Source organism: Staphylococcus sp. IVB6214, assembly GCF_025558585.1.
Classification (GTDB): Bacteria; Bacillota; Bacilli; order Staphylococcales; family Staphylococcaceae; genus Staphylococcus.
This window is the reverse complement of sequence record NZ_CP094723.1, coordinates 1,777,422-1,796,061: the sequence shown is the minus strand read 5'-3', so window position 1 is coordinate 1,796,061 and position 18,640 is coordinate 1,777,422. Positions and strand designations below refer to the sequence as shown.

The window sequence follows — 18,640 nt, the reverse complement described above, 5'->3', positions numbered from 1 at the left end:
CTATGCAGTGAAAACGACTTATTGTTGTAGCTTTGCACGTACTTCAGCGATTTGTTGTTCGATTGATTCGAGTTGCTTAATTAACGGATCAACTTGTTGTGATGTTGATTCTCGTTTTTCTAAATCTCCCTGCAAGCGGATGTAATCCATTTTGAGTTCTTGTAATTGTTGCTCTAAGTCCATACGGCATCCTCCTTGTATCAATTGTCATCATTATATCATGTTACCATTGTATTATTAAAACGTTTTACTGTACGATATGAGCTGTAAGCTTTATAGAAATGGAGAAGAGATATGACTGCGAACTTTTTGATTATATTATTATTAATCGCATTAGGATACATATTGAAACGAATGAAATATATTACGGGACAAGATAGTCGTGTCATATCGACCATCGTACTTAATGTCACACTGCCTTCTATTGTCATTGTCAATTTGAATGATGTGACATTAACCCCTTCGTTATCTATTTTACCGGTCATGATGATTCTATATGGGGCTATCACAAAAATTCTTATTGTAATGCTGTTTTTAAAGTATAACAACGAAGTACGAGGGACAGTTGCAATTATGATAGGGAGCCTTAATATTGGGATATTTGCCTATCCACTCGTACAACAAATATGGCCAGATGTCGGGTTGATTTATTTTGGAATGGCTGACATCGGGGGAGCCGTTGTTATGTTTGGTATGACTTACTTTGCGGCATCATATTTTAAAAATATGGGTGGTGGACTAAACCCAAAGAGAGTGTTGAAAAACTTAGTGACATCTATTCCCCTGATGACATATGTTGTGATGTTGTTACTCAATATATTCAATCTAAGTCTTCCACAAGGGAGCATTCGGTTCTTTGATGTGTTAGCTGCCGCAAACTTACCACTTTCTATGATTTTATTAGGGGTGTTGATTGATTTCAGATTGGATAGACGTTACTTGCCGATTACGCTCAAATATTTAGGACTACACTATGGATTTGGCTTGTTATTCGGCACACTCGTTTACTATCTGTTGCCTGTATCGGACGATATGATAAAGACAACACTACAATTGATTTGGCTCATGCCTGTTGGAGTTGCAGCGTTGTCTTATGCTGTACAGTTTCGCTATCGGACACTTCCAGTTATTGCGATGGCAAGTAATATTACGATTGTGATTAGTATTATCATACTCTATGTGTATCAATATTTATTTGTATCTACATAATATTGAACGAAAAGTTCAATACGAAATCACACAATGACGCTTCGAGATTGAGACGGAAATACTACTTTCGGATACGTTTTATCGGTTTCCGAAAAGTACTAAAAGGTAGGACATAGTGCTCAGAGACTCCCTTTAAGATATAGAACTAAATGTAATGCCAGTAGGTGTCTGAAGTGGGAATACGTTTTTACAAAATTTTGGGAGCGCAACAAAAATCATAAACAATTGTAATGATTTCTGGCACTGCACCCTTAATATGGGACTCACATAAAAACACTTGAATTAGGCTGCTAATTTTCTGTATTGCACAGGGGATAAGTAGCCTAATTTTTGTTGAATTCGATTATTATTATAGTTTTCAATGTACTTTTCGACAATATCCTTTACAATGAAATTAGAGTTATTTAACTCATTGTTAAGATAAAATGTTTCACACTTTAGCGAGGAATGGAAACATTCTATCGGGGCGTTATCAGCAGGTGTACCTTTGCGAGACATACTTCTGATAATGCCCTTTTCTTCGCATAATTGGTAGTAAGCATGCGATGTATAGACGCTTCCTTGATCGCTATGAAGTAGACATCCTTCTGGAATATCAATTTGGTTTAAGGTGTCATTTACCAAACTTTGATCTTGTGTATCGCTAATCTTATAAGCCACAATTTCACCGTTATATAAATCGATGATTGAAGATAAATACAACATTGAATTACCAAAGGGAAGATACGTAATATCAGTAGTCAGTACTTGTAGAGGTTGATTTGCTCTAAAGTTACCATTCAGTTTATTGCTTGTAAGATAATATGCCTTCCCTCGACGTTTAGATTTCTTAATTCTAACTCTACAATTCAAATTATTTTCTCTCATAATTCTTTGTACACGTTTATGGTTTATCGGTTGTTTAGAGGCCTGATTCATCAGAGCAGTTATCTTGCGATAGCCGTACGTGTAATGATTATCTTCACATAATTCCTTAACCTTTTTAACTGTTGTATCTTCCGTTTTCTTCTTATTTTTCCAACGGTAGTAATTTGATTTAGGGACATTCAACACTTCCAAAATCAGCTTCACAGGATGCCTGTGCTTTAACTCATCCACTAATTCTATCACTACTTCAGGTACCACTTCCTTTCCAATTCCTTGTACTTTTTTAAAATATCTATTTCGGCTTGATTTCTTCTATTCTTTAACTTTAATTGTTCCAGTTCAGAAAGTTCCACTAATCCTTTATTATAGGAGTATTGTTTGCCTACTTGTTGACTAAATCGATATGTTTCACCCTTTCTATACCATCTCCACCATGTTTTTACCTGTGTGCTATTTCTAATATTTAATTCACACATAATTTCTTTAGTTGTATAACCTTCTGCTTTCATCTTCACTGCTTTAAACTTTGTTTCAACTGAATACGCCACTCTGCGCATAGAAAAAACACCTCCGTAAATTCATTTTAACTGAATTCAACGAAAGTGTTTTTATAAAGTTCCCACTATATGGGGTCAGCTCATTCTGTCCCACTCCCATCTTCGGGTGTTTTTTGTTAGAAATGACATTTGAACTTATCATAGGATTCTTTAATGTGGAAGCCGAGTGTATCAAATCGAGACACAAGCTGGTGATTTTTACTTCTGATCTTGAAGTGAACCGTTTGTATGTCATTATCTTGGCAAGTGTGATGAATGGCACGTTGAATGAGATCAAATGCGATACCTTTCAACCGATAATCTGTATGTGATGAGAAATACTTGATTTCGGCGCGCTTTGTCAGAGTATCTATGACAATGTATAAGTAGCCTTTCAGTAATCCTTCTTCTACATATAAAAATAGTTTATGCGAGTTATCCAAAGTGTTTACGATTGCTTCAGCAGTTTCTGCGGAGTGTTTGAATGCTCTTTCATGTAACTGTTTAAAATAATGGAAATAGACAGGTAGATAGTCAATGATGAGATGATCGCGCTCTGACACGCCCAAGTCTTGAGTAGCTTCTAGGTGATAATCGGTAAAAGTATAGGCAGCACCGATTGATTTCATATAAGACTTAATAGCTGGGTGTGCTGTTGAAAATGAAAAATAGTAAGTAGAAGGCCGATGATGTTGTGCGGTTGCCGATTCAAATAATTGTTTGAGGTCCTGTTCTGTAAACGTAATACCTTGACGATAAATAGGTCCGACAACTTGATATTTGTGTTCGGCATAGGGTACGCAGATGAGTACCATTGTTAAGCCATTGTCATCTTCTGTTGTGAATAGCTGATGGTGTTTATCTGCATTTGAAAGATATGACTGTAATGCTTCCGTACAATCGACGGGTAATTTATGTACATATGATTGATTTTTTGAGAGATTATCTAGAATGAACGTTGCGACATGAGAAAAGTCTTGCGTATAGTTGGTTTTCATAATCAAGCCCCCAATAATAACATGATACTTTTATTATAAAGGCTTTGAGCGACAAATCAAACGACCGCGCAACCCAATTGCCAACATCTAAAACTGACATGTTACAATAGCAGAAGTAAAGGAAATGAGGATGTTATCTCATTTGAGCATAAAAAGAGGAGAAAGATGTATGAAAGCATTAATATTAGCTGAAAAACCATCCGTAGGTCGAGACATTGCGAAGGCACTACAAGTCAATGCCACGAAGCAAGGATATTTTGAAAACAATGCGTATATTGTTACGTGGGCACTTGGTCATCTTGTAACCAATGCAACACCCGAACAATATGACAAGTCGCTACAACAATGGCGTATGGAAGATTTACCGATCATACCGAAACATATGAAGACGGTCATTATCAATAAAACAAGAAAACAATTTAATACAGTACAAAAGTTGATGCAAAGAGATGATGTTAAACAAATCATTATTGCGACTGATGCGGGACGAGAAGGGGAACTCGTAGCACGTCTTATTATTGATAAGGCACGTATCAAGAAACCAATTAAGCGATTGTGGATTAGTTCTGTGACAACAAAAGCTATTCGTGATGGATTTAAACATTTGAAAGATGGGTCACAATACCACAACTTATACCAGGCAGCATTAGCGAGAAGTGAAGCAGACTGGATTGTAGGTATCAATGCGACACGTGCACTCACTACGAAATATGATGCGCAGCTGTCATTAGGCCGTGTACAAACACCGACGATTCAATTGATTCACATGCGTCAACAAGAGATAAAAAACTTTAGACCACAAGATTATTACACGTTATCAATCAAGTTAAACGGTGTGAAGTTTGATTTTCAACAAGAACGTCGAGTGATGGAGCGCGCGCAATTAGAGACACTTGTTAAGGAATTGAAGGGGCAAGATGCTGAAATTGTATCAGTTGATACGAAGCATAAAAAATCATATCCGAACCCGCTTTTTAATTTGACAGACTTACAACAAGCAGCCTATCAACGCTACCATATGGGGGCAAAGCAAACATTAAACACATTGCAACAGTTATATGAACGACATAAGCTTGTTACGTATCCTCGTACAGATTCCAACTACTTAACAACGGATATGGTAGGGACGTTGAAGGAGCGTTTACAAGCTACAATGGGGACAACATACCTTGATGTTGCTAAGTCATTAATGCAACAGAAGTTTGATGTGAAAGCAAGATATATCAATAATCAGAAGGTAACCGATCACCATGCGATCATTCCAACTGAAGTTCGTCCTAATATGAGTGACTTATCACCGAATGAACAAAAGATTTACTTATTGATTGTGCAACGGTTTTTAGAAGTGTTATCACCACCGTATCGCTATACTGAGCAAAAAATAATCGCAAAATCTGGGAGCGCAATTTTTGTTAAACAGATGCAACAACCGATTGAATTAGGCTTTAAAAAGTTGCAAGTAGAAGCACAACAGCGAGAAAAGACAGTTAGTTTCGAAAAGGGAAGTCGTTTGAAAATACAAGATACAACGATCCAAGCACATCAAACGACACCACCGCCGTACTTCAATGAAGGGACATTGTTGAAGGCGATGGAGCGTCCTGATAAGTTCTTCGCATTGAGAGATAAGAAGTCAGCACAAACCCTTAAAGCGACAGGTGGTATTGGGACGGTAGCAACACGTGCGGATATTATCGATAAGTTGTACAGTATGAATGCAATTGAGAATCAAAACGGCAGCATTAAGGTGACGTCGAAAGGAAGACAAATTTTAGACTTAGCACCCGAAGCTCTCACATCGCCATTGCTTACTGCGGAGTGGGAAGATAAGCTGTTACGTATAGAAAAAGGACAGTTAAAACGTCAGCAGTTTATTGGAGAGATGAAAAACTTCACGCAACAAATTATTGAAGAAATAAAACAAAGTGAGCAACAATACAAGCATGACAACTTGACGTCAGCTGAATGCCCAACATGCGGGAAGTTCATGTTGAGAGTGAAAACGAAAAATGGCTCTATGCTTGTATGTCAAGATCCAAGCTGTAAGACGAAAAAGGATGTTAAAACGCAAACAAAAGCACGCTGCCCACAATGTAAGAAGCGGTTGACGAAGTTTGGTGTCGGTAAACAAGCGACATATCGTTGTAGCTGTGGTTACACAGAAACACAAGAACAGATGGATAAACGCTTTAAAAACAAAGGGAAAGATAAAGTATCCAAACGTGACATGAAAAAATATATGAAAGATGACACGATGGAAAATAATCCATTTAAGGAAGCGCTCAAAGGTTTAAAAGGATAAATGTCTAAAAATCGAACGAAAATATAAAAAAATAAAGATAAAGTTCGTATTTAATATTGAAATTCTGATTGCCCCGTATTAGAATAAATGAGTATTTTAAATAAAGGAGCCAATGACAGTGAGAAGATACTTCCGCTTTGACGAGCATCAGACAAATTATAAACGAGAAATTCTCGGCGGTCTTACAACGTTTTTATCGATGGCATATATTTTAGCCGTCAATCCACAAGTTTTAAGTTTAGCAGGTGTTGATGGTGTGCCTGCAGATCAGAAGATGAACCAAGGTGCTATTTTCGTAGCAACAGCACTTGCAGCATTTGTAGGTTGTTTATTTATGGGGCTTATCGCCCGTTATCCAATCGCACTCGCACCTGGTATGGGGTTGAACGCCTTTTTCGCATTTACAGTTGTACTTACTATGGGAATTCCATGGCAAGTAGGTTTAACAGGCGTATTCTTTTCCGGATTTGTATTTGCCATTTTAACAGCAACAGGCTTAAGGGAAACAATCATTAATGCGATTCCTTATGAGATGAAATTAGCGGTATCTTCCGGTATTGGTTTATTTATTACATTTGTCGGTCTACAAAGTTCAGGGATTATCGTAAACAACGATGCAACTTTAGTGACTTTAGGTAAGATTACTGACCCACCTGTATTATTAGCAGTTTTTGGTATTATTGTAACCGTGATTCTTTATACTAAGAAGGTGCCGGGTGCAATCTTCTTAGGAATGGTTCTAACAGCAATTGCAGGCCTTGTTACACAACAAATTGCGCCGCCAACAGGCATTGTTGGGAAGGTTCCAAGCATTGCGCCAACATTTGGTGCTGCTTTTGAGTCATTCCAAGATCCAGCACAATTATTTACAATTCAATTTTTAATCGTTATTCTCACATTCTTATTTATCGATTTCTTTGATACTGCAGGTACAATTGTAGCAGTTGCTAATCAAGCAGGATTTATGAAGGATAACAAGTTACCACGTGCAGGACGTGCATTATTTGCAGATTCATTAGCAACAATGACGGGGGCTATATTTGGTACAACAACAACGACATCATACATCGAATCAACATCAGGTGTTGCGGTAGGTGCACGTACCGGTTTAGCAAGTATTGTAACAGGTTTCTGTTTCTTATTAGCATTGTTCTTCAGTCCATTAATGGCTGTTGTAACATCAGCAGTCACAACGCCAGCATTAGTTGTAGTAGGTGTGTTAATGGCTTCCAACTTAGCTGAAATCAGCTGGAAGAATTTTGAAGTGGCGGTACCAGCATTCGTTACAATCATCATGATGCCTTTATCGTATTCAATTGCGACTGGTATTGCATGTGGCTTCATTTTCTATCCTATTACAATGTTATTAACGAAACGTCATAAAGAAGTACATCCAATTATGTATGCATTGATGATTATCTTCATCTTATACTTTGTATTTGTACATGGTTAAGAAATAAAGAGAAAATAGCCCGACTACTCATCGTAAAAGAAGAGTAGTCGGGCTATTACTATGTGAGTTACAGATATAGTTATTTACGATGTGATTCATCATAAATAACGCGCGCATGTGCATTGGGTAGGTAAGTAGGTGTCGCAAATAAAATGATTAACATAAAAATAAGTAGAATAAGCATTACCCAGTGCAAGATCATACCTAACACAGGAATAATCGCCACACAATTAACAATAGCACCTAGTAGTGGGATTAACACCATTGGACGAATTGTATTTTGCTTATCAAAGATTAACACTAACACCATTACAATATAAATGAAGATATTAAATGCTAGAGGTTGCCATCCTAATGCGAGAACATACCAACCACCAAGGAATGGAAACCCAGCGATAAATTCGGAAACGATTACGATTAAAGTGAACACTGTTAAAAGTGTTTTAACTTTTTTTGTCATAGACAATACCTCATATCTTTCTAAAAATTTGTCGTTGACTACCATTATAATCAAATTCTAATTAAAGAACAAAAAATTTTGTATAAATGGTTGAACTCAAGAGCCTTTTACAGTAAAATGACATAGTATGTGATTAGATATAAAAATTCTTGAGAAACTATTGCAAAGTCGCAAGTTTTCTTGTAAAATATCTAATGTTGGACTTTTTAATGCGATGAAGCGAAAGGTTACTGACACACCCGGCCGCTTTGCCATGGCGTTGTGTGAGATAGTTTTCGTGGAGAAGTCTATCACTTATATGAAGACGAATAAGGAGGGTAAATAATGGCAAAACAAAAAATCAGAATCAGATTAAAAGCTTATGACCACCGTGTCATCGATCAATCAGCAGAGAAAATTGTTGAAACTGCTAAACGTTCTGGAGCGGACGTATCAGGTCCAATCCCATTACCAACTGAAAAATCAGTGTACACAATCATCAGAGCGGTGCATAAGTACAAAGATTCACGTGAACAATTCGAACAACGTACACACAAACGTTTAATCGACATTGCGAACCCTACACCAAAAACAGTTGACGCTTTAATGGGCTTAAACTTACCATCAGGTGTAGACATCGAAATCAAATTATAATTAAAAATTTTTAGGAGGTGGACTTTCGATGACCAAAGGAATCTTAGGAAGAAAAATTGGTATGACACAAGTATTCGGTGAAAACGGGGACTTAATTCCTGTAACAGTAATCGAAGCGAAAGAAAACGTAGTATTACAAAAGAAAACTGAAGAAGTAGATGGCTACAATGCGATCCAAATCGGTTTTGAAAACAAAGAAGCATACAGAAAAGGTAGCAAAACAAACAAATATGCGACTAAACCAGCTGAAGGTCACGCTAAAAAAGCAGGCACAGCACCTAAGCGCTTCATTCGTGAATTCAGAAACATTAATGTTGACGAATACGAAGTAGGTCAAGAAGTCTCAGTTGATACATTCGAAGTTGGAGACGTAATTGACGTAACAGGAACTTCAAAAGGTAAAGGTTTCCAAGGCGCAATCAAACGTCACAATCAAGCACGTGGACCAATGTCTCACGGTTCTCATTTCCACAGAGCACCTGGTTCAATCGGTATGGCGTCAGACGCATCACGTGTATTCAAAGGACAAAAATTACCAGGCCGCATGGGTGGTAACACAGTCACTGTTCAAAACTTAGAAGTTGTTCAAGTAGATACGGAAAACAGCGTAATTTTAGTAAAAGGTAACGTACCTGGTCCTAAAAAAGGTTTTGTACAAATCCAATCAGCAATTAAAGCTAATAAATAATTAGTAGTGAAAGGAGGAAATGCATAATGGCAAATTATGATGTATTCAAAGTTGATGGAACTAAAGCAGGTTCTGTTGAGCTTAACGATGCGGTATTCGCAATCGAACCAAACAACGATGTTTTATTTGAAGCTATTCAATTACAACGCGCTTCATTACGCCAAGGAACACATGCGGTAAAAAACCGTTCAGCTGTTCGTGGTGGTGGACGTAAACCATGGAGACAAAAAGGTACAGGACGTGCGCGTCAAGGTACTATCCGTGCTCCACAATGGCGTGGCGGTGGTGTGGTATTCGGACCAACACCAAGAAGCTACTCATACAAAATGCCTAAGAAAATGCGTCGCTTAGCATTGAAATCAGCACTTTCATTCAAAGTTCAAGAAAATGAATTCAAGATTGTTGACAGCTTCAACTTAGAAGCACCAAAAACAAAAGAATTCAAAGCAACTTTAACTAACTTAGAATTACCTAAAAAAGTATTAGTTGTCACTCTTGGCGATGTAAATGTTGAATTATCAGCACGTAATATCCCAGGTGTTCAATTCACAACACCAGAAGGCTTAAACGTATTAGAATTAACACATGCTGACAGTGTTTTAATCACTGAAGAAGCAGCTAAAAAAGTTGAGGAGGTGCTCGGATAATGGAAGCAAGAGATATTCTAAAGCGCCCCGTAATCACAGAAAAATCATCTGAAGCAATGGCTGAAGATAAATACACTTTTGACGTTGATGTTCGTGCTAACAAAACACAAGTCAAAACAGCTGTAGAACAAATCTTTGATGTTAAAGTTGACAAAGTCAACATCATCAACTACAAACCTAAGAAAAAACGTGTAGGCCGTTACCAAGGTTACACAAACAAACGTCGCAAAGCGATCGTTACATTAAAAGAAGGTCAAATCGACCTATTCAACTAAAATTCCCATTACCATTAAGGAGGTAAACGACAATGGCTCTTAAACATTATAAGCCAATTACTAATGGTCGTCGTAATATGACTACATTAGATTTCTCTGAAATTACAGAGTCAAAACCTGAAAAGTCATTATTACAACCGCTACCGAAAAAAGCGGGTCGTAACAACCAAGGTAAATTGACTGTACGCCATCACGGTGGTGGACACAAACGTCAATACCGTGTGATTGATTTCAAACGTAATAAAGACGGAATCGCTGGTAAAGTTGATTCAATTCAATACGATCCAAACAGATCAGCAAATATTGCTTTAATCGTATACACAGATGGTGAAAAACGCTACATCATCGCACCTAAAGGATTAGAAGTAGGTCAAATCGTTGAAAGTGGTTCAGAAGCTGACATCAAAGTTGGTAACGCACTTCAATTAAAAGACATTCCAGTAGGTACAGTTATTCATAACATCGAATTAAAACCAGGCCGTGGTGGCCAAATCGCACGTTCTGCTGGTGCAAGCGCACAAGTATTAGGTAAAGAAGGTAAATACGTTCTTGTAAGACTTCGTTCTGGTGAAGTTCGTATGATTCTTTCAACTTGCCGTGCAACAGTAGGACAAGTTGGTAACCTCCAACACGAACTTGTAAATGTCGGTAAAGCCGGTAAATCAAGATGGTTAGGTAAAAGACCAACAGTTCGTGGTTCTGTAATGAACCCTAACGATCACCCACACGGTGGTGGTGAAGGCCGTGCGCCAATCGGACGTCCATCTCCAATGTCACCATGGGGTAAACCAACTCTTGGTAAGAAAACACGTCGTGGTAAGAAACGTTCAGATAAACTTATCGTACGTGGACGTAAGAAAAAATAAAAATAGCTTATTTGGGTGTGCGGCGTAATCGCTGCACGCACATAATAAGAAAGGAGGCGCCATTATGGCTCGTAGTATTAAAAAGGGACCTTTCGTCGATGAGCATTTAATGAAAAAAGTTGAAGCTCAAGGTGATAGTCAAAAGAAACAAGTAATCAAAACTTGGTCACGTCGTTCAACAATTTTCCCAAACTTTATTGGACACACATTCGCAGTATACGATGGACGTAAACACGTACCTGTATACGTAACTGAAGATATGGTTGGTCACAAATTAGGTGAATTTGCTCCAACACGTACTTTCAAAGGTCACGCTGCTGACGACAAGAAAACAAGAAGATAAACCATTTCTAATAAGTAGAGGAGGAAATACGAATGGAAGCAAAAGCGGTTGCTAGAACTATCAGAATCGCACCTCGTAAAGTACGATTAGTATTAGACCTAATCAGAGGTAAAGACGTAAGAGAAGCAGTAGCTATTTTAAAATTAACAAATAAAGCTTCTTCTCCAGTAGTAGAAAAATTATTAATGTCCGCTTTAGCTAATGCTGAGCACAACTATGGTATGAATACTGACGAATTAGTTGTTAAAGAAGCATATGCTAACGAAGGACCAACTTTAAAACGTTTCCGTCCACGTGCTCAAGGGCGTGCAAGTGCAATTAACAAAAGAACAAGCCACATTACTATCGTAGTAAGTGATGGTAAAGAAGAAGCTCAAGAAGCTTAATCAAATCATTAAGGAGGGAACATTGTGGGTCAAAAAATTAATCCAATCGGACTTCGTGTTGGTGTAATTCGTGACTGGGAAGCTAAATGGTATGCTGAGAAAGACTTCGCATCACTTTTACACGAAGACTTAAAAATTCGTAAATTTATTGATAAAGCATTAAAAGACGCATCAGTATCTCACGTTGAGATTGAGCGTGCTGCTAACCGCATCAATATCGCAATTCACACTGGTAAACCAGGTATGGTAATTGGTAAAGGCGGTTCAGAAATCGAAAAACTTCGTAACAAATTAAATCAATTGACTGATAAAAAAGTTCACATTAACGTTGTAGAAATCAAGAAAGTAGATCTTGATGCACGTTTAGTAGCTGAAAACATCGCACGTCAATTAGAAAACCGTGCTTCATTCCGTCGTGTTCAAAAACAAGCTATCGGAAGAGCAATGAAACTTGGTGCGAAAGGTATCAAAACTCAAGTATCAGGTCGTTTAGGTGGCGCTGACATCGCGCGTGCTGAACAATATTCAGAAGGAACTGTACCACTTCATACATTACGTGCTGACATCGATTATGCACATGCTGAAGCAGACACTACTTACGGTAAGTTAGGTGTTAAAGTATGGATCTATCGTGGTGAAGTTCTTCCTACTAAGAAAAATAGTGAAGGAGGAAAATAATTATGTTACTACCAAAGCGTGTAAAATATCGTCGTCAACATCGTCCTGACACAAAAGGTCGTTCAAAAGGCGGTAACTTTGTAACATTCGGTGAGTATGGTCTTCAAGCAACAACTACATCTTGGATCACATCTCGTCAAATCGAATCAGCTCGTATCGCTATGACACGTTACATGAAACGTGGCGGGAAAGTTTGGATTAAAATCTTCCCTCATACACCATATACACAAAAACCTTTAGAAGTACGTATGGGTGCTGGTAAAGGTGCGGTTGAAGGCTGGATCGCAGTTGTAAAACCAGGTAGAGTATTATTTGAAGTAGCAGGCGTATCAGAAGAAGTTGCGCGTGAAGCACTACGTTTAGCAAGCCACAAACTTCCAGTAAAAACGAAGTTTGTAAAACGTGAAGAATTGGGTGGTGAATTAAATGAAAGCTAAGGAAATTAGAGACTTAACCACTTCAGAAATCGAAGAACAAATCAAATCTTCAAAAGAAGAGCTTTTTAACCTACGCTTTCAATTAGCTACAGGTCAATTAGAAGAGACTGCTCGTATCAAAACTGTAAGAAAAACGATCGCACGTCTAAAAACTGTTGCACGTGAAAGAGAATTAGAACAAGGTAAAGCAAACCAATAATACTTGAAAGAGGAGGTTACTAAAGTGAGCGAAAGAAATGATCGTAAAGTTTACGTTGGTAAAGTTGTTTCAGATAAAATGGACAAAACAATTACTGTTTTAGTTGAAACTTACAAAACACACAAACTATATGGTAAACGTGTTAAATACTCAAAAAAATATAAAACACATGATGAAAACAATTCAGCTAAATTAGGAGATATCGTTAAGATTCAAGAAACGCGTCCTTTATCAGCGACAAAACGTTTCCGTTTAGTAGAAATTGTCGAAGAATCAGTAATTATTTAATGACTATTTAAAGATAAGGGAGGTATAATCATGATCCAACAAGAAACACGCTTAAAAGTAGCAGATAACTCTGGTGCTCGTGAAGTTCTTACAATCAAAGTATTAGGTGGATCTGGCCGCAAAACAGCGAACATCGGTGATGTCATCGTAGCAACTGTTAAAAATGCTACACCTGGTGGCGTTGTTAAGAAGGGTGATGTTGTTAAAGCTGTTATCGTACGTACAAAATCAGGTGTACGTCGTAAAGACGGTTCATACATCAAATTTGACGAAAATGCATGTGTTATAATCCGTGATGATAAAGGCCCACGTGGTACACGTATTTTTGGACCTGTTGCACGTGAATTACGTGATGGAAACTTTATGAAAATTGTTTCCCTTGCACCAGAAGTACTTTAATTAGCGAAATTATATAAACAAATTCAAGGAGGTGCCCACATGCATATCAAAAAAGGTGACAACGTTATCGTTATCGCAGGTAAAGACAAAGGTAAAACAGGTAAAGTTGTAGAAACTCAACCTAAAAAAGACCGTGTTGTAGTTGAAGGTGTTAACATGATCAAAAAACACCAAAAACCTACACAATTCAATCCTGAAGGTGGAATCTTAGAAACTGAAGCTGCTATTCACGTTTCTAACGTACAAGTATTAGACCCTAAAACAAACGAACCTACACGTGTAGGCTACAAATTTGTTGACGGTAAAAAAGTTCGTATCGCAAAAAAATCAGGCGAAGAAATCAAGTCTAATAAATAATAATTGTTGAAAGGAGGATCCACTTTGAATCGTTTAAAAGAAAAATTTAACTCAGAAGTTACAGAGAACTTAGTTAAAAAATTCAATTATAGTTCAGTAATGCAAGTACCTAAAATTGACAAAATCGTTGTGAACATGGGTGTTGGTGACGCAGTTCAAAACTCTAAAGTATTGGACACAGCTGTTGAAGAATTAACAGCAATCACTGGTCAAAAACCATTAATCACAAAAGCAAAAAAATCAGTTGCGACATTCCGTTTACGTGAAGGTATGCCAATTGGTGCCAAAGTAACATTACGTGGTGAAAGAATGTATGAATTCTTAGATAAATTAATTTCTGTTTCACTTCCACGTGTACGTGACTTCCGCGGTGTTTCAAAAAATGCATTTGACGGTCGCGGTAACTACACATTAGGTGTTAAAGAGCAATTAATTTTCCCTGAGATTGACTATGATAAAGTATCAAAAGTACGTGGAATGGATATCGTTATCGTAACGACTGCTAACACTGACGAGGAAGCTCGTGAATTGTTAACACAATTCGGTATGCCATTTCAAAAATAATCTCTGAAGGAGGCTAATTAAGTGGCTAAAAAATCAATGGTTGCTAAGCAACAACGTGAACAAAAGTTCCAAGTCCGTGAATATACACGCTGTGAACGCTGTGGTCGTCCACACTCTGTATATCGTAAATTCAAACTTTGCCGTATTTGTTTCCGTGAATTAGCTTACAAAGGTCATATTCCTGGCGTACGTAAAGCTAGCTGGTAAAATATTAAACTCTTGAAAGGAGGCAACAAACTATGACATTGTCAGATCCAATTGCAGATATGTTAACTCGCGTGAGAAACGCAAACATGGTTCGCCATGAAAAATTAGAGTTACCTGCATCAAACATTAAAAAAGAAATTGCTGAAATCCTTAAAAGTGAAGGTTTCATCAAAAATGTAGAATATATCGAAGATGATAAGCAAGGTGTTATCCGCATCTTCTTAAAATATGGTTCAAACAACGAGCGTGTTATTACAGGCTTAAAACGTATTTCAAAACCAGGTTTACGTGTATACGCTAAAGCTAGCGAAATGCCAAAAGTATTAAATGGTCTTGGTATCGCTTTAGTATCTACTTCTGAAGGTGTAATCACTGATAGAGAAGCTAGAAAACGTAATGTTGGTGGAGAAGTATTAGCTTACATTTGGTAATATTAAATAAATAAGGAGGTGCCATAACATGAGCCGTGTTGGTAAAAAAATTATCGAGATTCCTAGCGACGTTACTGTAACTATCGATGGTAATACAGTTGCTGTTAAAGGACCTAAAGGTGAATTATCACGAACTTTAAACCCAGAAATGACTTATAAACAAGAAGAAAACACACTTGAAGTTGTAAGACCATCAGATTCTAAAGAACACAGAACTGTTCATGGTACAACTCGTGCGTTAATCAATAATATGGTGCAAGGTGTATCTAAAGGATACGAAAAAACATTAGAACTTATCGGTGTTGGTTACCGTGCACAAGTACAAGGTTCTAAACTTGTATTAAACGTTGGTTACTCTCACCCAGTTGAATTCGAAGCTGCTGAAGGTATTACTTTCTCAGTAGAAAAAAATACGACTGTCAAAGTCGAAGGTATCGACAAAGAATTAGTAGGTGCAACAGCATCAAAAATTCGTGACGTTCGTCCACCAGAACCTTACAAAGGTAAAGGTATTCGTTACCAAGGTGAATATGTTCGCCGTAAAGAAGGTAAAACTGGTAAATAATAAATAAACTCTAAAGAAAGGAGTATTGACATGATCAGCAAAATTGATAAAAACAAAGTACGTTTAAAAAGACATGCACGTGTTCGTACGAAATTGTCAGGTACTAGCGAAAGACCACGTCTTAACGTATATCGTTCTAATAAACATATCTATGCACAAATCATTGATGACACTAAAGGCGTGACATTAGCGCAAGCGTCTTCAAAAGACATAGATGCATCAGCAACTAAAGTTGAATTAGCAACTCAAGTTGGTGAAGCAATCGCTAAAAAAGCGACTGAAAAAGGAATCGAAGCAGTTGTATTTGATCGTGGAGGATACTTATTCCACGGACGTGTAAAAGCATTAGCAGATGCAGCTCGCGAAAATGGACTTCAATTTTAATTTAAAGGAGGGACAACTCAATGGCTCGTAGAGAAGAAGAAGTTAAAGAATTTGAAGAACGCGTTGTTACGATCAACCGTGTTGCGAAAGTTGTTAAAGGTGGACGTCGTTTCCGTTTCACAGCATTAGTAGTAGTAGGTGACAAAAATGGTCGCATTGGTTTCGGTACTGGTAAAGCACAAGAGGTACCTGAAGCAATCAAAAAAGCAGTTGAAGCTGCGAAAAAGAACCTTATCACAGTTCACCGTGTTGACGGAACTACTCCTCACACAATTACTGGACGTTTCGGTTCAGGAAGTGTTTTAATGAAACCAGCTGCACCTGGTACAGGTGTTATCGCAGGTGGACCAGTTCGTGCCGTACTTGAGCTTGCAGGTATCACTGATATCTTAAGTAAGTCATTAGGTTCTAACACACCAATTAACATGGTACGTGCTACAATCGACGGTTTACAAAACTTAAAAAATGCTGAAGATGTTGCCCGTTTACGTGGTAAATCAGTAGAAGAATTATACAATTAAGGAGGGAACAGATAAATGGCTAAAATTCAAATTACCCTCACTCGAAGTGTTATCGGTCGTCCAGAAACACAACGTAAAACAGTTGAAGCATTAGGTCTTAAAAAAATGCACTCATCTGTAGTTGTTGAAGACAACGATGCAATTCGTGGACAAATCAACAAAGTAAGTCACTTAGTAACAGTAGAAGAAAAATAATCAAGGAGGTGCCGAAATGAAGTTACATGAATTAAAACCATCAGAAGGTTCACGTAAAGTACGTAACCGCGTAGGTCGTGGTGCTGGTACTGGTAACGGTAAAACAAGTGGTCGCGGTCAAAAAGGTCAAAAAGCCCGTTCAGGTGGTGGCGTAAGACCAGGTTTCGAAGGTGGTCAATTACCATTATTCCGTCGTATTCCAAAACGTGGTTTCACTAACATCAACCGTAAAGAATACGCAATTGTTAACTTAGACCAACTTAACAAATTTGAAGATGGTACTGAGGTAACACCTGAGTTATTAATCGAAACAGGCGTTGTTAAAAACGAAAAATCTGGTATTAAAGTTTTAGGTAATGGTTCATTAGAGAAAAAATTAACTGTAAAAGCACATAAATTCTCAGCTGCAGCCCAAGAAGCAATTGAAGCGAAAGGCGGAGCACACGAGGTGATCTAATGTTTCATACGCTTGTAAACTTCTTTAAAACTAAAGAAGTACGAAACAAGATACTTTTTACTCTTGCAATGTTAGTAATTTTCAAAATAGGTACGTATATTCCAGCACCTGGTGTAGATCCAGCAGCTTTTGATAATCAACGAGGTTCTCAAGGCGTCACTGACTTGTTAAACACGTTTGGTGGCGGTGCCTTGAAGAACTTTTCTATCTTTGCTATGGGGATTATGCCTTACATCACAGCTTCTATCGTTATGCAATTGTTACAAATGGACATAGTGCCTAAGTTGACTGAATGGGCAAAGCAAGGTGAAACTGGACGTAAAAAGATTAGTACTTTTACGCGTTATTTCACGATTATTCTTGCCTTTATTCAATCAATAGGGATGTCATTCCAATTCAATACGTATTTGGATGGTGCACTTATTAAGAACCAAAGCGTATGGTCATATCTATTAATTGCAATTGTTTTAACAACAGGAACTGCATTTTTAATGTGGTTAGGTGAACAAATCACGCAATATGGTGTTGGTAATGGTATTTCTATCATTATCTTTGCTGGTATTTTATCTTCACTTCCATCAGCCTTGATTCAATTCTATCAACAAGAATTTATTGGGCAAGATGATGTGACATTAGCTTGGTTGAAAGTAGCAGGCCTTGTCATAGGAATGATTCTTTTAACAGTTGGTGCAGTTTACGTACTACAAGCGATTCGTAAAATACCGATACAATATGCAAAGAAACAATCCAAAATGCAACTCGGTTCACAAGCAACGTATTTACCTTTGAAAGTAAACTCTGCAGGGGTTATTCCAGTCATTTTTGCAATGGCATTTTTCTTGTTGCCAAGAACTTTGACATTGTTCTTCCCTAAAGCAGATTGGGCGAAGTCAGTTGCAACTTATGCAGATCCGTCTCAAAATGTGGGCATGATTGTATATGTTATTTTGATCATTGCATTTACGTATTTCTATGCATTTGTTCAAGTTAACCCAGAAAAAATGGCAGATAACCTGAAGAAGCAAGGTAGTTATGTTCCGGGTATTAGACCGGGCATTAATACTAAAAAATATATTACGAAAGTCTTATATCGCTTAACGTTTGTAGGTTCTATTTTCTTAGCAGTTATTGCGATCTTACCAATTATTGCAACGAAATTTATGAACTTACCACAATCCATTCAAGTGGGTGGAACAAGCTTACTAATCGTTATCGGTGTTGCAATTGAAACGATGAAGAGCTTAGAAGCACAAGTGAATGAAAGAGAATATAAAGGCTTTGGTAGACGTTAATTT

At 37.6% G+C, this 18,640-nt stretch carries 29 protein-coding genes; 25 read left to right on the top strand and 4 right to left on the bottom strand.

What is annotated here, in order from left to right; genetic code table 11:
• Positions 1-18: 18 nt before the first annotated feature.
• On the bottom strand, positions 19-183 hold the full coding sequence (locus MUA51_RS08925; protein WP_095117626.1) for an SE1832 family protein: 165 nt from the start codon (positions 181-183) through the stop codon (positions 19-21).
• A gap of 111 nt (positions 184-294) precedes the next feature.
• Here MUA51_RS08925 and MUA51_RS08920 point away from each other — a divergent pair, with 111 nt between their 5' ends.
• Positions 295-1,209 carry an AEC family transporter gene (locus MUA51_RS08920; RefSeq protein ID WP_262559451.1) on the top strand — a complete coding sequence of 305 codons (915 nt, stop codon included), beginning with the start codon at positions 295-297 and terminating at the stop codon, positions 1,207-1,209.
• A 282-nt stretch (positions 1,210-1,491) separates the two neighbouring features.
• On the opposite strand, the gene MUA51_RS08915 is transcribed toward MUA51_RS08920, so the two are convergent.
• Both MUA51_RS08915 and MUA51_RS08910 read right to left on the bottom strand, forming a co-directional pair.
• A protein-coding gene (locus MUA51_RS08915) for an IS3 family transposase (RefSeq protein ID WP_262559450.1) occupies positions 1,492-2,633 on the bottom strand; the annotation gives its coding sequence in 2 pieces (ribosomal slippage) (positions 1,492-2,363 and positions 2,363-2,633; 1,143 coding nt in all).
• Between the two features lie 116 nt (positions 2,634-2,749).
• A complete protein-coding gene (locus MUA51_RS08910) occupies positions 2,750-3,610 on the bottom strand; it encodes a GNAT family N-acetyltransferase (protein ID WP_262559449.1) in 861 nt (286 codons plus the stop codon).
• 169 nt (positions 3,611-3,779) lie between these two features.
• Here MUA51_RS08910 and MUA51_RS08905 point away from each other — a divergent pair, with 169 nt between their 5' ends.
• Both MUA51_RS08905 and MUA51_RS08900 read left to right on the top strand, forming a co-directional pair.
• The gene (locus tag MUA51_RS08905) at positions 3,780-5,912 is read left to right on the top strand and encodes a DNA topoisomerase III (protein ID WP_262559448.1); all 2,133 of its coding nucleotides are present in this window, start codon (positions 3,780-3,782) and stop codon (positions 5,910-5,912) included.
• Between the two features lie 118 nt (positions 5,913-6,030).
• Positions 6,031-7,365 (top strand): NCS2 family permease, encoded by a 1,335-nt coding sequence (locus MUA51_RS08900; protein ID WP_262559446.1) that lies wholly within the window; start codon positions 6,031-6,033, stop codon positions 7,363-7,365.
• Positions 7,366-7,444: 79 nt separating this feature from the next.
• On the opposite strand, the gene MUA51_RS08895 is transcribed toward MUA51_RS08900, so the two are convergent.
• Positions 7,445-7,825: a hypothetical protein gene (locus tag MUA51_RS08895; RefSeq protein WP_262559445.1), complete on the bottom strand. Its 381-nt coding sequence runs from the start codon at positions 7,823-7,825 to the stop codon at positions 7,445-7,447.
• Between the two features lie 324 nt (positions 7,826-8,149).
• Here MUA51_RS08895 and rpsJ point away from each other — a divergent pair, with 324 nt between their 5' ends.
• The 22 genes from rpsJ (at position 8,150) to secY (ending at position 18,637) form a co-directional block, all read left to right on the top strand.
• Positions 8,150-8,458 (top strand): 30S ribosomal protein S10, encoded by a 309-nt coding sequence (gene rpsJ / locus MUA51_RS08890; protein WP_237640873.1) that lies wholly within the window; start codon positions 8,150-8,152, stop codon positions 8,456-8,458.
• Between the two features lie 28 nt (positions 8,459-8,486).
• Positions 8,487-9,146 (top strand): 50S ribosomal protein L3, encoded by a 660-nt coding sequence (gene rplC, locus MUA51_RS08885; RefSeq protein WP_262559444.1) that lies wholly within the window; start codon positions 8,487-8,489, stop codon positions 9,144-9,146.
• Positions 9,147-9,172: 26 nt separating this feature from the next.
• Positions 9,173-9,793 carry a 50S ribosomal protein L4 gene (rplD, locus tag MUA51_RS08880; RefSeq protein ID WP_095117619.1) on the top strand — a complete coding sequence of 207 codons (621 nt, stop codon included), beginning with the start codon at positions 9,173-9,175 and terminating at the stop codon, positions 9,791-9,793.
• Complete coding sequence (gene rplW, locus MUA51_RS08875; protein ID WP_095117618.1) at positions 9,793-10,068, top strand: 50S ribosomal protein L23; 276 nt, start codon at positions 9,793-9,795, stop codon at positions 10,066-10,068. The genes rplD and rplW overlap by 1 nt, the downstream gene beginning before the upstream one ends.
• A gap of 32 nt (positions 10,069-10,100) precedes the next feature.
• The gene (gene rplB, locus MUA51_RS08870; protein WP_262559442.1) at positions 10,101-10,934 is read left to right on the top strand and encodes a 50S ribosomal protein L2; all 834 of its coding nucleotides are present in this window, start codon (positions 10,101-10,103) and stop codon (positions 10,932-10,934) included.
• Positions 10,935-10,998: 64 nt separating this feature from the next.
• Positions 10,999-11,277, top strand: a complete 279-nt coding sequence (gene rpsS, locus MUA51_RS08865) for a 30S ribosomal protein S19 (protein ID WP_044359572.1) — start codon at positions 10,999-11,001, stop codon at positions 11,275-11,277.
• A 32-nt stretch (positions 11,278-11,309) separates the two neighbouring features.
• Positions 11,310-11,663, top strand: a complete 354-nt coding sequence (rplV, locus tag MUA51_RS08860; protein WP_016426354.1) for a 50S ribosomal protein L22 — start codon at positions 11,310-11,312, stop codon at positions 11,661-11,663.
• Positions 11,664-11,687: 24 nt separating this feature from the next.
• Entirely contained in the window at positions 11,688-12,341 is a 654-nt protein-coding gene (gene rpsC / locus MUA51_RS08855; RefSeq protein WP_044359571.1) for a 30S ribosomal protein S3, read from the top strand.
• A gap of 2 nt (positions 12,342-12,343) precedes the next feature.
• On the top strand, positions 12,344-12,778 hold the full coding sequence (gene rplP, locus MUA51_RS08850) for a 50S ribosomal protein L16 (RefSeq protein ID WP_095117616.1): 435 nt from the start codon (positions 12,344-12,346) through the stop codon (positions 12,776-12,778).
• Positions 12,768-12,977, top strand: a complete 210-nt coding sequence (gene rpmC / locus MUA51_RS08845) for a 50S ribosomal protein L29 (RefSeq protein ID WP_014613220.1) — start codon at positions 12,768-12,770, stop codon at positions 12,975-12,977. Before rplP ends, rpmC begins: the two co-directional genes overlap by 11 nt.
• Positions 12,978-13,001: 24 nt before the next feature.
• Positions 13,002-13,265, top strand: a complete 264-nt coding sequence (gene rpsQ / locus MUA51_RS08840) for a 30S ribosomal protein S17 (protein WP_000004086.1) — start codon at positions 13,002-13,004, stop codon at positions 13,263-13,265.
• Between the two features lie 30 nt (positions 13,266-13,295).
• A complete protein-coding gene (rplN, locus tag MUA51_RS08835; protein ID WP_262559437.1) occupies positions 13,296-13,664 on the top strand; it encodes a 50S ribosomal protein L14 in 369 nt (122 codons plus the stop codon).
• A gap of 39 nt (positions 13,665-13,703) precedes the next feature.
• Positions 13,704-14,021 carry a 50S ribosomal protein L24 gene (gene rplX / locus MUA51_RS08830; protein WP_095117614.1) on the top strand — a complete coding sequence of 106 codons (318 nt, stop codon included), beginning with the start codon at positions 13,704-13,706 and terminating at the stop codon, positions 14,019-14,021.
• A gap of 24 nt (positions 14,022-14,045) precedes the next feature.
• Positions 14,046-14,585, top strand: a complete 540-nt coding sequence (gene rplE, locus MUA51_RS08825) for a 50S ribosomal protein L5 (protein WP_044359552.1) — start codon at positions 14,046-14,048, stop codon at positions 14,583-14,585.
• A gap of 21 nt (positions 14,586-14,606) precedes the next feature.
• Positions 14,607-14,792, top strand: a complete 186-nt coding sequence (locus MUA51_RS08820; RefSeq protein ID WP_262559435.1) for a type Z 30S ribosomal protein S14 — start codon at positions 14,607-14,609, stop codon at positions 14,790-14,792.
• 32 nt (positions 14,793-14,824) lie between these two features.
• Positions 14,825-15,223, top strand: coding sequence for a 30S ribosomal protein S8 (gene rpsH, locus MUA51_RS08815; protein ID WP_103357395.1), 399 nt, complete (start codon positions 14,825-14,827; stop codon positions 15,221-15,223).
• Between the two features lie 28 nt (positions 15,224-15,251).
• Positions 15,252-15,788, top strand: coding sequence for a 50S ribosomal protein L6 (rplF, locus tag MUA51_RS08810; protein WP_095117611.1), 537 nt, complete (start codon positions 15,252-15,254; stop codon positions 15,786-15,788).
• A 30-nt stretch (positions 15,789-15,818) separates the two neighbouring features.
• Positions 15,819-16,172, top strand: coding sequence for a 50S ribosomal protein L18 (gene rplR, locus MUA51_RS08805; RefSeq protein ID WP_262559432.1), 354 nt, complete (start codon positions 15,819-15,821; stop codon positions 16,170-16,172).
• Positions 16,173-16,192: 20 nt separating this feature from the next.
• Positions 16,193-16,693 carry a 30S ribosomal protein S5 gene (gene rpsE / locus MUA51_RS08800; RefSeq protein WP_262559431.1) on the top strand — a complete coding sequence of 167 codons (501 nt, stop codon included), beginning with the start codon at positions 16,193-16,195 and terminating at the stop codon, positions 16,691-16,693.
• A 15-nt stretch (positions 16,694-16,708) separates the two neighbouring features.
• Entirely contained in the window at positions 16,709-16,888 is a 180-nt protein-coding gene (gene rpmD, locus MUA51_RS08795; RefSeq protein ID WP_044359546.1) for a 50S ribosomal protein L30, read from the top strand.
• Positions 16,889-16,904: 16 nt separating this feature from the next.
• Positions 16,905-17,345 carry a 50S ribosomal protein L15 gene (rplO, locus tag MUA51_RS08790; protein WP_095117607.1) on the top strand — a complete coding sequence of 147 codons (441 nt, stop codon included), beginning with the start codon at positions 16,905-16,907 and terminating at the stop codon, positions 17,343-17,345.
• On the top strand, positions 17,345-18,637 hold the full coding sequence (gene secY / locus MUA51_RS08785) for a preprotein translocase subunit SecY (RefSeq protein WP_262559429.1): 1,293 nt from the start codon (positions 17,345-17,347) through the stop codon (positions 18,635-18,637). Before rplO ends, secY begins: the two co-directional genes overlap by 1 nt.
• Positions 18,638-18,640: the final 3 nt, after the last annotated feature.

Bases quoted from the DNA above. Each gene is read 5' to 3' on its own strand.
- rplF (WP_095117611.1), top strand. From the start codon at position 15,252: ATGAGCCGTGTTGGTAAAAAAATTATCGAGATTCCTAGCGACGTTACT.
- MUA51_RS08910 (WP_262559449.1), bottom strand. From the start codon at position 3,610: ATGAAAACCAACTATACGCAAGACTTTTCTCATGTCGCAACGTTCATT.
- MUA51_RS08905 (WP_262559448.1), top strand. From the start codon at position 3,780: ATGAAAGCATTAATATTAGCTGAAAAACCATCCGTAGGTCGAGACATT.
- MUA51_RS08925 (WP_095117626.1), bottom strand. From the start codon at position 183: ATGGACTTAGAGCAACAATTACAAGAACTCAAAATGGATTACATCCGC.
- rpsE (WP_262559431.1), top strand. From the start codon at position 16,193: ATGGCTCGTAGAGAAGAAGAAGTTAAAGAATTTGAAGAACGCGTTGTT.
- rplR (WP_262559432.1), top strand. From the start codon at position 15,819: ATGATCAGCAAAATTGATAAAAACAAAGTACGTTTAAAAAGACATGCA.
- rplO (WP_095117607.1), top strand. From the start codon at position 16,905: ATGAAGTTACATGAATTAAAACCATCAGAAGGTTCACGTAAAGTACGT.
- rpsS (WP_044359572.1), top strand. From the start codon at position 10,999: ATGGCTCGTAGTATTAAAAAGGGACCTTTCGTCGATGAGCATTTAATG.
- rpsJ (WP_237640873.1), top strand. From the start codon at position 8,150: ATGGCAAAACAAAAAATCAGAATCAGATTAAAAGCTTATGACCACCGT.
- rplV (WP_016426354.1), top strand. From the start codon at position 11,310: ATGGAAGCAAAAGCGGTTGCTAGAACTATCAGAATCGCACCTCGTAAA.
- rplP (WP_095117616.1), top strand. From the start codon at position 12,344: ATGTTACTACCAAAGCGTGTAAAATATCGTCGTCAACATCGTCCTGAC.
- rplD (WP_095117619.1), top strand. From the start codon at position 9,173: ATGGCAAATTATGATGTATTCAAAGTTGATGGAACTAAAGCAGGTTCT.
- secY (WP_262559429.1), top strand. From the start codon at position 17,345: ATGTTTCATACGCTTGTAAACTTCTTTAAAACTAAAGAAGTACGAAAC.
- rpmC (WP_014613220.1), top strand. From the start codon at position 12,768: ATGAAAGCTAAGGAAATTAGAGACTTAACCACTTCAGAAATCGAAGAA.
- rplB (WP_262559442.1), top strand. From the start codon at position 10,101: ATGGCTCTTAAACATTATAAGCCAATTACTAATGGTCGTCGTAATATG.
- MUA51_RS08920 (WP_262559451.1), top strand. From the start codon at position 295: ATGACTGCGAACTTTTTGATTATATTATTATTAATCGCATTAGGATAC.
- rplN (WP_262559437.1), top strand. From the start codon at position 13,296: ATGATCCAACAAGAAACACGCTTAAAAGTAGCAGATAACTCTGGTGCT.
- rpsH (WP_103357395.1), top strand. From the start codon at position 14,825: ATGACATTGTCAGATCCAATTGCAGATATGTTAACTCGCGTGAGAAAC.
- rplC (WP_262559444.1), top strand. From the start codon at position 8,487: ATGACCAAAGGAATCTTAGGAAGAAAAATTGGTATGACACAAGTATTC.
- MUA51_RS08895 (WP_262559445.1), bottom strand. From the start codon at position 7,825: ATGACAAAAAAAGTTAAAACACTTTTAACAGTGTTCACTTTAATCGTA.
- rpmD (WP_044359546.1), top strand. From the start codon at position 16,709: ATGGCTAAAATTCAAATTACCCTCACTCGAAGTGTTATCGGTCGTCCA.
- rplX (WP_095117614.1), top strand. From the start codon at position 13,704: ATGCATATCAAAAAAGGTGACAACGTTATCGTTATCGCAGGTAAAGAC.
- rplW (WP_095117618.1), top strand. From the start codon at position 9,793: ATGGAAGCAAGAGATATTCTAAAGCGCCCCGTAATCACAGAAAAATCA.